This window comes from Pseudoalteromonas sp. Isolate3, from assembly GCF_022398505.1.
GTDB lineage: Bacteria > Pseudomonadota > Gammaproteobacteria > Enterobacterales > Alteromonadaceae > Pseudoalteromonas > Pseudoalteromonas apostichopi.
On record NZ_JAKEVN010000110.1, the window covers coordinates 1 to 14,108 of the forward strand.

Genomic DNA, 14,108 nt, shown 5'->3' on the forward strand with positions numbered 1-14,108 from the left:
GGATTTAAGTTGGTTAACTATCGCGTCTCGGTTCGCATTTAAAATTGTCTGAGTTATAATCCGCCAATTATTTTTAACGGCACGCATCGCGTGCCGTTTTTTAACTTAAGTAGTTTTTAATGAGTGAAAGTGTGGATAAATACGCCGACATAAGACCTTACAATGATGATGAAGTAGCTGATTCAGTAGCGCGTTTGATTGCTGATAATGCCTTTGTAGATGTAATCGCTAAGTATAACCTACCGCGCTTTTTATCGAACTTCCCATTTCTTACTCGTCCATTGGTACGCAGCCAACTGCGTAAAAAATGGGGTAACACCTCATCGGTTGAGCAAGTTCAGCATGAAGTGGCTGATTATTTAAATAAATTAATTACCCGTACGACTTCAGAAGTGACGTTTTCTGGCATAGATAAACTAGATCCAAAACAAGCCTACTTATTTATCTCTAATCACCGCGATATCGTGCTTGATCCTGCGCTGGTGAATTGGGGCTTGTTTAAGCACAATATGCCGACAGTGCGCATCGCAATTGGTGATAATTTACTGCAAATCCCTTATATCACTGAGTTAATGCGTTTAAATAAGAGCTTTATTGTGAAGCGTTCAGCGAAAGCACCCAAAGAGATGCTAAAAGCGCTGTCGCAGCTGTCTGCTTATATCTATGACTCACTCGCTGAAGGCCACTCAATTTGGATAGCGCAAAAAGAAGGCCGAGCAAAAGACGGTTTTGATCAAACAGATCCAGCCCTTCTTAAAATGTTGCAGTTACAAGGTCGCAAGCAGAAAAAAGAATTTGCTGAATATGTGCGTGAATTAAAAATAGTGCCAGTGTCTATCTCTTATCAATACGAGCCGTGTGCGATTGCTAAAGCGAAAGAGCTTTATCATAAACAGCAACATGGTCAGTATATTAAACAACAAGGTGAAGACATAGCAAGCATTGTTGAAGGCTTTAGTACAGCCAAAGGTCATGTGCATTTAGCTTTTGGTGAGCCAATTGAATCAGGCTGTGAATCGCCTGAGGAGCTTGCAAAAACGATTGATCAGCAAATAGTTGATTCGTTTTTCTTACACCCAGGTAACTATATAGCGGGTGGTTGCACGCAAGCTATAATTGATGAAGAAGATGCGGCTGCCTTTAATGAGCGCATGGCGAAAGTGCCAGAAGAGTTAAAACCTCTTGTATTAGCGATGTATGCAAAACCATTTCATCGTAAAGCAGAACTTGCTACAAGCGAGTCTGAGTAAGCGATACAGTTAGTTTAAGAGGCCACTTTTTAAAGTGGCTTTTTTTATGGTTAATTTTCAGGCTATACTTTTAATATTCTTTATTAACCGGCATTTGTGATGCAACAAATTGAAATATTTGAAATTCCAAGCCCTTGCAAAGGGATATGCCAAGTTAATAACCGAGGCTATTGTAAAGGCTGCTATCGCAGTCGGGATGAGCGTTTTTATTGGAATAAGTTTACTAACGCGGAAAAGCGTAAAGTGATTAGCTTATGCCAACAGCGTTACAAACGTTACCTTCAGAAAAAACAGCAAGCACAACAGCAGCAAACAAACCCTGAGCAAGGTGGTTTTGATTTTTAAAATTCAGTGAGGTGGTATTTTGATTTTAGAAAGTGCACCGTACCGTTTTCATCAAGCTTTTTGAGTACCATGGTCAGTTGTGGAATTATTGCTTTATGGCGTTTGTGAACAAAGTGATAGCTCTGCATTGGCATTAACACTTGTTTATGAAAGGCTGTTTGATTAAAGTTTGGGTGCTTAGTTGACAGTAAAAAGTCTAGCAATATTGTCCCTTCAACACGTTTTTGTGTTAGTAAATTAAGCTGAGCAGTGACATTTCTGACTTTGATAACATCACCATTAAATGGGTGACGTTCGATATAACTCTGTGCAGCTGGGTAGCTTGATTGAATTGCTAAAGACTTGAGCTCTTCGTATTGACATTGCTGGCAATTTTTCAGCAGAACTAAATTAAAATCAAAAAGCGGATAATCGACTTTCAATAAATTAGGATAATTATCCTTAACATCAGCAATGCGACCTAACTGTCCATCGAGCACACCTTGGTTAGCGGCCACTAAAGCATTTTGATGATTGAAATCGATAATATGGACCTCATAACCTATTTCCTTATAAGCCATTTTCATTAAATCAATAACATAGCGAGCTTGTGGTGTATCGGCAGGACGATTAAAAATCAGTAAGTTTGTGCTGGCGTTACTTAAGAAGCAAAAAAGCAGCAAAAATAAGGCAAATCCGTAATTAAGATACTTCGACAACGTGCATTCCTTGCGTACATAAATTGCTCGTTAATCTACTTATATGTGCCTCCAAAATCAAGTTTTTCGTGGTCTTTTTAGCCTAATAAAAGCGATTAAAGCGGTCTAATTTTGTTATACTTGATAAATCAAAAAATTTATTGCTGAGAAAGTATGAGTTTCAATTTATGTAAATTGCCGCGAGAGCAAAAATATCAAATTCAATTGGATTACGAAGCGTCTTTTTGGGCCTATCAAATAAAGCGCGGAAAAAACACGCGTGAGGGCGTTTATACTGCAATAAACAATCGCCCTATCTCTGAGCAAGCTTTTCTTAAGCAGCAATTTGAGCATTACCTTTCGCTAATGAGCTAACATGGCAGACTTCAGATTTTGTTTACTTGAGCCGATTAAAACGCCCTTAGTAAATAAATTTTATGACAAAAACAATGCCCGTGGTCGAGCGACCAAAGCTGATCAGGTGTGGGTTGTTTACAAAGAGTTAGAAATAATTGCTGCCTGCCGGGTTCAAGACCAATCAGGACAATTGTTTTTGTCTACTCTTTATGTTGATGAAATGTGGCGGGGTCAAAAGGTAGCCTCACAATTGCTTACTGCTGTAGCTGATGCACAAAAAGGAACCGTTTTTACCTTCGTGTACCAAAATCTGATTGATCTTTATCTACAAAATGGGTTTAACTATGCATTAACATTACCCAATTCTTTGCAATCGTTGTTTGAGGTATATGCGCATCGAAAAGTAGTTGCGATGCACTTTACGCGTGACACAGTGCCAAGTTAGCAATTTGGAACGTCAATGACTAAGTTCTTCTCCAGTATAGCGTTATTTTTTATTTTGACTTGTGGCTTGTTTAGCCATTCTGCCTTTTCCCAGGTAAAACGTTTATCAACAAGTGAAGGCTTATCACAAAGTTATGTTAACACCATGCTCATCGATAATAGTGGATACTTATGGTTATCGACTGAAGGGGGCCTCAATCGTTACGATGGTTATCAGGTTGTGCATATCAAAGGCCCTAATGGTGAACTTGAAGACTCAATCATTGACCGTATTTACCAAGACCCGCAAGGTTATATCTGGATAGCTTCCCTACAAGCGGGTTTATTCCGTTATGATCCCACCACCGACACTTATCAGCAGTTTATTGCTAAACCGACCACTGAAGAGCAAATTTTTATTGAGTCAGTGTTTAGTATGGTGGCGGTTGATGACAAAACACTATGGCTAGGGCGTGGTTGGGATTTTGCCAAGCTAGACTTAGAAACGAAAAAAATCACCTCTATTTTTGAAATTCCTGAGCGGGTAAAAAGCAGTGTTATACGTGAACTTTACGCGTATCAAGGTTTTATCTTTATGGGCACTAGCAATGGCGCTTATGTTTATGAACTTGCATCTGGCAAGGTCCGTAAGTTAGAACATTTGCAAAATGAGCCAAGCCACATCTACCAAAACTATGTGAAGTCATTCTCGGTGATAAACAACAATACTTTGTTAGTTGGGGCTGTGAGAGGACTATATCAGGTAGATATTAGTAATTTGCAAGCCATGTTTGATACTCCTGACATCGCCTTTAAAAATAAATCACTGATCAGTGATTTGAATATTTGGAAGATTATTCCAGAGGCTAACTCAGTTACCTTAGGCACTGATAAGGGCTTATTTGAATATAACCTAGAAACTGGCGAGTTAGTTAAGAATATGCGCTTAAAAGAAAGTGGCTATACTCTAGCTGATACCAGCATTATTGATATAGTGAAAGACCGTTCTGGTGGGATGTGGCTAGCAACCAAAAATGACGGTGCCTTTTACCAATCTTATGATAACTACAACTTTATCAATGTTACAGCCAATACATTAAAGGGTGATGGATTATCTCATCATTCAATTTGGAGTATTACAGAGTTTCAAAATCGCCTTTGGCTTGCTACGCATAATGGTTTAACAGCGGTTGATTTAGAAACTTACGAAAGCGAGGTTTTCTTAAAGGATTATCAAGTCGATCTTATTACAACTGAGTTTAGTATCTACCAAGTAATGCCCTATAAAGATAAGCTATGGTTACATACCAATCGAGGCGTTTTAAGTTTTGATCCGAAAACAGGGCAGGCAACACCAGTAAAAGCGGCAGATCCAGAGAAACAGGTTTTAATTAATGATTGGGTTCATGGCATATTGTTGATGCCATCGGGTGACCTTTACTATGTTCATCCTGATTACGGCATGTTTGTTTATAATATTGATAGCCAAAAAGTCACCCGGTTAGGCGGTAAATTTGATGAGTTTGAGCCGTTCTTAGCTTACGGTTTTTTGCCTGCATTATCATCTAACCCAGAGGCACCTCTATTTTATAATGCAGGTATTCTCTATCAAGTAGATCCTAACACATACGAACTAACCACGATTTATACAGTCCCAGAGCAACACGAAAATGTGGCTGTGAATGTGATGTCATACATCATAGATAACAACAATGTACTGTGGTTATCATTATCGAATTTTGGTTTGATTGGTTTAGATGCCGATACTTATGAACATATTTACACAATTGATTTAGAAAAGAATAAGTTAGGTACATTGCTTTACGATATGGTACTTGATGAAGCGGGCATGATATGGATGAGTAGCCACAAAGGATTATGGCGACTAAATCCAAATAATCTGCACTTTCAACAGTTTACTGGCTCAGAGGGGTTATTCTCAACCGAGTTTAATAGTGGTGCATTTACTAAGCTTGAATCAGGGCAAATTGTCTATGGTACGTTAAAAGGATTTACTTACTTTTATCCAATGGATAACCACTATCAGCAAGCTTTAATTGATCACGTTAATATCACTAATCTTGATTTGATGTCTCGTGATTTACCCGCTGAGTTAAAACAGCCAATCGACAGTGTTGTCCTTGAGCATGATGATATAGGATTAGAAGTTGCGTTTTCGGCAATGGCATTCAATTATCAAGAGCGTATTATTTATGAATATCAGCTTGGGGATGGCCAAAAAACGTACACACGAAATAACAACCGTGTGTTATTCCCTAAACTCAGCGCAGGAAAATACCATCTTAAAGTTTGGGCTAAAGATCCATTAACGGGAGATTTAACGCCGCCCGCTATTTTGAATATCGAAGTAAAATACCCACTTTGGCGCGCACCACACTTCATTATTTTATATGTGATTCTGGTTGCACTATTTGTAGCTGCTTGGATATTTAGACGTAATCGAATGCAACAAATATTGCTAGCAGCTCATAAAGAAAGTAAAGAGAGTGAAGCGCGATTAAAGCTCGCTCTTGAAGGTAGTCATTCAGGTGTATGGGATTGGTCATCGCAAAGCCCAATTATTTATCAACCACGTCTTAAAAATGAGCTCGGCTATGAGACCGATAGCGTAAACTTAGATGATTATTTAGCAAAGATTCACCCACATGATAAACAAACCTTCCGTTTAGAGTGGTTAGAGTTTTTATCGACTCAAAAAGGTTATTTCAATTGTACTTACAGGCTGCGTCATGCCGATGGTAATTGGCGTTGGTATAAAGACTTTGGCAAAGTGGTTGAATGGCAAGGCAATGCTCCTGAAAAAGTAGCTGGCACTTATACGAATATGACTCGTGAGTTAGTATTTGAAGAAAATGCTCGCTTGTTTGGTGCGGCATTCGAACAAACACGAGACTGGGTATTTATCTTAGATAAAAACTTACGTATTCGAGCTACCAATAAATCCTTTCAAGATGCATTTGGTTTTCCGGCTGAGCCACGTTCTAGTCGCTCGTTAACCTTAGGGATGCCAATTCCTACACGAATTCATTACTTGCGCATTATGCAAAAGCTTAAATCTGGTGAGCACTTCTCTGCAGAAGATGTAGTTTCAGTTGCGAGCGGTGAAAAGCGCCAAGTATTGATAAAAATAAGTGCAGTAGCAGGTAATAACCGCCAACTTGATAGCTATGTGATTATTGTTACTGATATTAGCGCGCAAAAGCTGGCTGAAAGTGAGCTACATTTACTCGCTAATTATGATGCTTTAACCGGCCTACCTAATAAAACCTTGTTTAATGATCGGGTGGTCCACGCTATTGAACAGGCTGATTATCATCAAACAAAAGTGGCGTTATTAAACGTTAATATTAAGCGCTTTAAGCATTTTAATGATTCACTTGGGCGCGAAGAATCAGATGAACTAATCAAGCGAGTTGCTAAGCGCTTAAAGCATGTACTTCGCCCGCAAGATAGTGTGGCACGTTTCGATGGTGATGAGTTTGTGATCCTTGCTGAAGATTTTAAACAGCTGGATGAATTACTATTACTATGCGCTAAAGTAATGGATTGTGTTGATACACATATTGAACTGAGCCAACAAGCGGTAAAAGTAAACCTTAGCGTCGGTGTTGCTGTTTACCCAGATGATGCAAAAGACACAAAAGCGTTATTAAAAGCAGCTAATGTGGCACTTTATCACGCGAAAAGTCATGTTGAAGGGTGTTATCAGTTCTATAAGCAAGAAATGAATTTACAAGTGCAGCGCACTTTGCATTTAGAATCTCAGTTAAGTAAAGCTTACCAAGAGCACGAGTTTTGTAATTTTTATCAGCCAATAGTAAGCGCAGAAACTTGCCAAGTTGCAGGGCTTGAAGTGCTTCTACGTTGGCCGAGTAATGATGAATATAAACCTGAAGACTTCGCTAATGCCGCAGAAAGTTCAGGGCTTATTACCAAAATTATGTTGCAAACTCTATCGAGAGCATTGATTGAATTGCGCCAGTGGCGTACTACGCATCCTGATTTATATATTTCAATTAATCTCTCCGCCCTTGATTTTGAAAGCGAAAATCTGGTTGAAAAAATACATCAATCAATAAGCGCAATTAATGTACCTGCGAGTGCATTAGTTTTTGAAATCACCGAATCAGTTATGATGCATGATTCGGATAAAGCGCAGCAAAGTATGGAAAAGCTCAAAGCGCTAGGTTGTCGTATTTATATGGATGACTTTGGTACGGGCTATGCCTCACTGACCTATTTAAAACGTTTCCCGGTCGATGTACTGAAAATTGACAAGAGCTTTGTTAATGACATCGGAGTCGATAAAGGCGATGAGGCTATCATTAACTCAACACTTACCCTTGCAAAAAGTTTAGGTAAAGAGTGTGTAGCTGAAGGAGTTGAAAATCGCACCCAGTTACAATTCTTACGTTCTTTAGGGTGTGAGTATTTCCAAGGTTATTTGTTCAGCAAACCTGTGGCGGGAGACGAAGTGAAAGCGCTTTTAGATACACAGTGGAGCGATGAGTTTTTAGGGTAAAGCTAAACGCTTTACCCTTTTAGTTAATCTTGGCGCTTTCCGCAATGGCGGCAATAAAGGCTACGATTACGGTTTTTCAGTTCGTTATGAATCGCTTTGTTCGCCTCTTGCTGACTTAACCCTAGTTTATAACGCAAGTTTTCTAAGTGTTCCTCTTCAACGGGTGAAAGATGGCCATCTTCAATAGCTTCGTGTACCGCATCGGTAAAAACTTGTCTACGTTTTCGTAGCTGCTCAGAAAAACTCGAAGCTAACAAACCGGTTGGAATTGCCACCATGCCCATACTAACGAGTGTAATAGCGCCACCAAATAAGCGACCAAGGGGGGTCACAGGCACGACATCGCCATAACCAACGGTTGTTAGTGTGACCATTGCCCACCACATTGCTGCAGGGATAGAGCCAAATTTATCGGGCTGAACATCATGTTCAATTAAATAAATACCACATGAAGCGATGATCAGCACCACAGCCATTATAAAAAATGCCGCAAGCAAGGAACTGCTTTCTTCTTTAAATGAGTTTAAAAGTAGTTGCATGGCGCGTGAATAACGAGTGAGCTTAAAGATCCGCATCAACCTAAGTACTCGTAAGAAACGTAAATCAACACTCACAAACACCATTAAAATGGTGGGTAAAATGGCAATGAGATCAATCAGCGCCATAGGCGAAAAGAAATACTTGATACGAATTTTTGTGTTTGTTAACGGGCTTTCTTTATGTGCGCTTTTATCAACACAACACCAAAGTCTAAGTACATACTCTAAGGTGAAAATACCGACAGAAATCAGCTCAATCATTAAAAATTCGTGATGATATTGTTTTGCTAAAGGGCCGACCGACTCTAAAACAATCGCCACTACATTGATCATGATCAGTGACATTAAGAACACGTCAAGTGTACGACCTATACGCCGATACTTGCCGTTGCCTTCAAAAACGCGCGCTGTGTAATTTCTTAACCGCTGCAAAATAATGATCCATTTATTAGTTTAGTTTTAGCACCATATTAATGCTGCCTTCTTCAAAATCGCGGGTGATCTTAAACCCTAGTTTTCGTGCCAGCTCAATCATGCCAGTGTTTTCCGGCAGGGTGATCCCGGCAATTTGTTTAACGCCTTGGTTTTTACAATGCTCAATCGCGGCATTCATTAGTATTGTACCGAGCCCTAAACCTTGGCAGTCAGAGCGCACCACAATTGCAAACTCTGCATCTAGCTTGTCAGGATCCATCAACACCCGAGAAACCCCTAGTGTGCAGGCTGAGCCGTTTTGCTCTTGACTGACAATAAATGCCATTTCTCGGTCATAATCAATTTGCGTCATTTTTGCCAGCTGATCATGATTAAATTGCGGTAACTCACCAAAAAAGCGCTTATATCTGTCTTCTTTACTCAGTGACTGATCAAACTCTAAATGTGCTTGTTCATCTTCAGGTTTTATAGGTCTTAATTGTGCTTGAGTGTTATTTTTAAGAGTAACTTCTTTAACCAGTTCAATAGGGTAGGGGCGAATACACAAACGTTTACGATTTGCTTTTGCTTTATAACGGCTCAGGCCAATTGTCGCATCAAGTACTAAAAATTGTCCATTGCTGGCTAAAATAGGATTTAGTTCGACACTGATTATATCGGGTTGATCGATTACAAGCTGCGAGATACGAGTTAGCAAGGCGCATAAGCGATACTTATCGACTTTTTCTGGCAGAACACGGTCTTTAAGAACGCCCTTATCGTGCGCCGCAGCAATCAAGTATTTTGCCAAGTTCATATTAAGTGGTGGTAATGCCACTGCCGCTTGAGCGAATTCAAGTCCAGTTCCTGCTTCGCCCAGTAAAATTACTGGGCCAAAGTTCGGCTCTGTTTTAATAGCTATACGCAGCTCATTCGCACCTGCTCGCGGCGCCATTTTTTGCAGTGAAAAGCCTTCTATATGGGCATCAGGGTAGGTATTTTTGATACGAAGCAGCATCGCAAAGGCTGTTTGCTCGACTTCTTGTGCATCATTTAAATTAAGTACCACGCCACCGACTTCTGATTTTGAAGGAATGCTTGGGCTGATTAGTTTTAATGCTACAGGAAAACCCAGCTCTATGGCTTGTTCTTTGGCTTCGGTTGGTGTGTAAGCAACCTCAGTTTGAATACAATCAATACCATAATGAGTGAGTATTTGGCTTGCTTCATGGGTTGATAAATAGCTTTGCTCTTCGGCTAAAAATTCATTCACCACAGCGCGAGCTGCGTCTTTATTTATCTTCGCATCATCAGTATTCGATTCAGGGGTTTGCGTTAAGTGCTTTTGGTTACGACGATAGCTCACTAAGTGCATAAATGCACCAACCGCACCTTCAGGTGTACGGTAAGTTGGAATGGCATTATTAGCGCAGACTTTACGTGCGGCATACGCAGCATCTTCACCCATAAAGTTCGTCATAACATAAGGCCGAGCCATTTTAGGGATTTTTTCTAAGGTTTCGACAATGATCTCAGCATAGTCTTCACTTGGCGCTAAAGCAGAAGGAGTGTGAATGATCAGTAAGTTTTTGACTTCTTTGGCTTGCAGCAAGATTTCTAAGGCTTGTTGATACCGTCTTGGCGCTGAGTCACCAAAAATATCCACCGGATTCGAGGTCATCTCTGATTGCGGGATCACTTTATTAAGCGCCGCTCTGGTCTCGTCGCTAAGCTCAGCTAGTTTTCCTGAGCTCTGTAATAGCGTATCCACTGCCATGACACCTGGGCCGCCACCATTTGTTAAGATAGTCAGTTGTTCGACTTTTAGTAATTTTGGGTGCATTGCCAGTGTTTGTGTAGCAGCAAAAAGCTCACGTAAGTCGTTTACCCTTAGCATACCTGCTCGCTGGAATAGCGCATCATAGACTGCATCTGAGCTTTGCTTGCCACCAGTATGGATCTCTGCAGCAAGAGCGCCCGCACTGGTTTTACCGGTTTTAATGGCAATGACGGGTTTACTAAACGCAGCGGCTCTAGCTGCGGAAATAAAACTACGAATATCTTCAATATTATCGATATACAACAAGATAGCTTTGGTTTTTGCATCTCGGCCTAAAAAGTCGAGTAACTCATCAAAGTCGATATCAAGGCAGTCACCGACAGACACAAAATATGAAAAGCCAATCTCTTTATTTTTGGCCCAATCAAGGATTGTTGAACAAACGGCCGCTGATTGGGATACAAAGGCGAGTTTTCCTGGACTGGCAATCGTATGTGAAAAACTGGCATTTAAGCCGATATGAGGAATGAGTAAGCCTAAGCAGTTAGGTCCTAGTAAAGACACATTTGCTTGAGTTGCAGCCTCTTTTAATGCTTGTTTTTGTTCTACATTTAAACCCGCAGCAATCACCACCGCATGTTTACAGCCAAGCTCACCAAGTTCATTAATGATGTTGATTAAGGTATTTTTGTTAGTACAAATAACGGCAAGGTCGGGTACTTTTGGCAGTGCAGCAATGCTTGGATAGGCTAATACCCCGTGTACAGCGCTGTGATTTAAACTAACCGGCATGATCGGGCCTTTAAAGCCCCCTTGTAGCAAATTGCGCATCACCACAAAACCCGCTCGATTAGGGGAATTTGAGGCGCCAATGACCGCGACCGATTTAGGATTAAAAAAATGGCTAATACGTTTAACGCTCATGCTGTTTCCTTCGCTTGCGCTGTTTGTTAAAACTTCAGGGTCTGTTAAGTTTAATACACCCAAACTAGAACCGACACGCTTCTAAAGTATTAAAAGTGATACTCATAAGATAACCTGTTTATAACTACTTTTCGAGTCAAAAACAGTGACCTACATCAAGGAGAAAAGCATGAATAAGACGCAACCATTTAATATCGTTATTGCAGCGTGTGCATTAGCGGTTGGTTTACTTGGATTAGGTTTTATTTTGAAAAGTGCGGCCCTTGATGTAAAGGGTATGGAGCGCACTGTCCACGTTAAAGGTTTAGCTGAAATGGAAGTGCCAGCTGACACCGTTATTTGGCCATTACAGTTTTCAGATGCCGACAATAATCTTGAAAAATTAGTTGGTCGAGTTGAAGAGAAAAGCGATGCGGTTGTGGCTTTTTTAAAGTTAAATGGTTTTAGTGATGAAGAAATAAGTCTTGGTAGTCAATCCATTATTGATAAGCAAGCCCGTGAATATGGCGGCGAGAATCAGCAGTTTCGTTATATTGCCCGTAATAATGTCATTGTTTATTCAAATGACATCGAAAAAGTGCAACATGCCTTAGGCGCAGTAAGCCAATTAGCAAAGCAAGGCATCGCGATAGTACAAGACAATTACGAAACGCGTATTCAATATTTATTTAATGGCTTAAATGAAATTAAGCCAAATATGATTCAAGAAGCAACCGAAAAAGCCCGCGAAGTAGCAATGAAATTTGCCAAAGATTCACAGTCTAAATTAGGTAAAATTAAAACAGCGCGTCAGGGGCAGTTTTCAATAACAGATAGAGATTCAAACACACCTCAGCTGAAAAAAGTGCGTGTTGTTACCAGTGTTGAATATTATCTATCTGATTAAACCAAATACCACAGATAAAGGCAGCCGCATGTGTGTGCATACAATAACCATGCGGCAAAGCGCTCCAAGGATAAAGCCGCCACTAAACGCCACAGCCACCCCGAATAAGCCAAACTGATCTTTTAACAGTACTGCCATTAAAACCGTGACACAGGTTGCGCCAAGTAATACGTACAAGTTGATAAGCGGGTTCCCTTTTAACTTGATCATGCTACTGGCTAAAATTCTTGCTGGTAATAACAGCTGCCCGAGTAACAGCAGCATTAAAATCGAAAACCCTTCCTGCAATTGGCTTTCGCCATAGAGAGTGAGTAGTGGCTTTGCGAGCAGGGCAAGTAGCAAAATTTCGGCAAAGTTAAAACGCCATACCACTTTCATTAATTCGCTAAGTTGCTGCTCAGTCGTCTCATCGGCCATTAAAATGGGTTTTAAATATTGGTTGGCGGCATTGCCTAAAATAGTCAGTAAGCCAGCAATCACTACCGCAGGAAAGAAGATACTCACGCCTTGTGCACCAAACCAGTGATGCACCAGTAAGACATCGAGTTTTGCTACTAATATGGTGCCTGCGCCACTGGCGAGCATGATCAATGAGTCTTTACACCATTGCTTGGTTTGGTAGCGGGCAGTGCTTGCGACGATCATTTTTTTGATTAACCAATATTGATAAATGACTACACATAAGATGCTACAAAACAACAGGATACAAATCTCGACTAAAGATAAGTCACCACGTATTAGATAGACTAAAAAGCAAAACCCAGCCGTTAGCAATTCAAAAATACACTGCTGCGTTATCAGGCCAATTTGGGGTTTGTTTAAAGCCACTAAAAAAGCAGATTGGCTTTGCATAATGGCGCCAATTGGCACCAGTAATAGTAAATAAACCACATGCTCTTGGGCGCTTTGGTGTGGTGAAATAGCCTGAAAGCTAATCACCACAGCAGCGACAAAAATCACCCCGAATAAACAAGATGCAGCTAAATAAACATGTTTTAAGCCGCGTAATAACTCATGTTGCTGAGCCTTGAAGAGCGGATAGCTAATACGCATTAATGACGATGCAAAACCCATGCTCGCGGGTAATAAAAGAATTTCACAAAGTGCGAGTAATGCCGCGAACGTGCCAAACTCATCAGTACTTAATAACCTTGCAAGGCACAAGGTAAGTACAATACGGCTACCGTGGTTAAGGGCTGTAAAGCTGCTGAGCGATAAAAACGCTTTAACAACATCCTTATTCATGGAGTTATTGATTGAGCGCGTTTAATAACTGCGCCGTTGGCACCTGCAAATAGGCCGCACACAGTAGAACTTTGCTATCAGTACTCGTTGGTTTATTGGCACTGTAAAAATGCTTGAGAGTATTTATCAAGGCACTGACAGCAGTTGGGCTATGGCTTTGGTCTACTTCCATCATGGCTAATAATGCTGAAAACTCATGTTTTGCTAGCATTTGGGTTGTCGTGTTTTGCGCTATAAAGCAACCAATAGGGGTGAGCTGCTGCTTATTTAATGTTTTTAACGCACTTCCTAGGCTCTCGTTGCTTTCAAATAACATTAACGAGCGCAAATAATTAAAGGGCAGTTTATCGGGCTGACACTGAGTAAATAAATGATGTAGTAGGGTATTCCCTTGGTTGTCTGTTACGCAAAAGGCATTTTGAAACTTAAGGCCTGGAGTGAAAAAACTCAATTTATCGATATCATCAATCAAGCCCACAGCTTCACTTGGTAGCGGGCTTGCTTCGAGTAAATGCGCTGCAACATTTTGTAAAAACAAATATTTAACTTCACTACTGCAAGCTAATTGATAGATATGTTGTAATTGTGCCGCTTGCAAAACCCCCGATAAACTTTGGTAATCGGCAATGAGTTCTTTTAACTGATGATGTTGTAGTCGGCTGTTCAATTGCTCAATCGCGCTTTGCATGGAAATACTCGCTTTTTATTATTTATACATTTATAGC

Annotated in this window: 11 protein-coding genes; 6 read left to right on the forward strand and 5 right to left on the reverse strand. The window is 40.4% G+C overall.

Going from position 1 to position 14,108, the window contains the following annotated elements; translation table 11 throughout:
* Window positions 1–119: 119 nt before the first annotated feature.
* Window positions 120–1,250, forward strand: coding sequence for a 1-acyl-sn-glycerol-3-phosphate acyltransferase (locus tag L1D46_RS16875; protein WP_239977919.1), 1,131 nt, complete (start codon window positions 120–122; stop codon window positions 1,248–1,250).
* 99 nt (window positions 1,251–1,349) lie between these two features.
* Window positions 1,350–1,595, forward strand: coding sequence for a DUF1289 domain-containing protein (locus L1D46_RS16880; protein WP_178926609.1), 246 nt, complete (start codon window positions 1,350–1,352; stop codon window positions 1,593–1,595).
* Here L1D46_RS16880 and L1D46_RS16885 read toward each other — a convergent pair.
* Entirely contained in the window at window positions 1,592–2,293 is a 702-nt protein-coding gene (locus L1D46_RS16885; protein WP_233786787.1) for a transporter substrate-binding domain-containing protein, read from the reverse strand. The genes L1D46_RS16880 and L1D46_RS16885 overlap by 4 nt on opposite strands.
* Before the next feature lie 153 nt (window positions 2,294–2,446).
* Between L1D46_RS16885 and L1D46_RS16890 the strand changes: the two genes are divergently transcribed.
* Genes L1D46_RS16890 through L1D46_RS16900 form a run of 3 tightly spaced genes read left to right on the forward strand, consistent with a single transcriptional unit; the run spans window position 2,447 to window position 7,595 of the window.
* Complete coding sequence (locus tag L1D46_RS16890) at window positions 2,447–2,647, forward strand: DUF3283 family protein (protein WP_130049656.1); 201 nt, start codon at window positions 2,447–2,449, stop codon at window positions 2,645–2,647.
* A gap of 1 nt (window position 2,648) precedes the next feature.
* Complete coding sequence (locus L1D46_RS16895) at window positions 2,649–3,074, forward strand: GNAT family N-acetyltransferase (protein ID WP_239977920.1); 426 nt, start codon at window positions 2,649–2,651, stop codon at window positions 3,072–3,074.
* 15 nt (window positions 3,075–3,089) lie between these two features.
* On the forward strand, window positions 3,090–7,595 hold the full coding sequence (locus L1D46_RS16900) for an EAL domain-containing protein (RefSeq protein ID WP_130049654.1): 4,506 nt from the start codon (window positions 3,090–3,092) through the stop codon (window positions 7,593–7,595).
* 23 nt (window positions 7,596–7,618) lie between these two features.
* Here L1D46_RS16900 and L1D46_RS16905 read toward each other — a convergent pair whose 3' ends face one another.
* Both L1D46_RS16905 and L1D46_RS16910 read right to left on the reverse strand, forming a co-directional pair.
* Window positions 7,619–8,569, reverse strand: a complete 951-nt coding sequence (locus tag L1D46_RS16905) for an ion transporter (RefSeq protein ID WP_239977924.1) — start codon at window positions 8,567–8,569, stop codon at window positions 7,619–7,621.
* 13 nt (window positions 8,570–8,582) lie between these two features.
* Entirely contained in the window at window positions 8,583–11,252 is a 2,670-nt protein-coding gene (locus L1D46_RS16910; RefSeq protein WP_239977921.1) for a bifunctional acetate--CoA ligase family protein/GNAT family N-acetyltransferase, read from the reverse strand.
* Between the two features lie 169 nt (window positions 11,253–11,421).
* Between L1D46_RS16910 and L1D46_RS16915 the strand changes: the two genes are divergently transcribed.
* Window positions 11,422–12,138, forward strand: coding sequence for an SIMPL domain-containing protein (locus L1D46_RS16915; protein WP_239977922.1), 717 nt, complete (start codon window positions 11,422–11,424; stop codon window positions 12,136–12,138).
* Here L1D46_RS16915 and L1D46_RS16920 read toward each other — a convergent pair.
* Both L1D46_RS16920 and L1D46_RS16925 read right to left on the reverse strand, forming a co-directional pair.
* A complete protein-coding gene (locus L1D46_RS16920; protein ID WP_239977923.1) occupies window positions 12,127–13,383 on the reverse strand; it encodes an oligosaccharide flippase family protein in 1,257 nt (418 codons plus the stop codon). The genes L1D46_RS16915 and L1D46_RS16920 overlap by 12 nt on opposite strands.
* A 4-nt stretch (window positions 13,384–13,387) precedes the next feature.
* Window positions 13,388–14,071 carry a hypothetical protein gene (locus L1D46_RS16925; RefSeq protein WP_178926611.1) on the reverse strand — a complete coding sequence of 228 codons (684 nt, stop codon included), beginning with the start codon at window positions 14,069–14,071 and terminating at the stop codon, window positions 13,388–13,390.
* Between the last annotated feature and the right edge of the window lie 37 nt (window positions 14,072–14,108).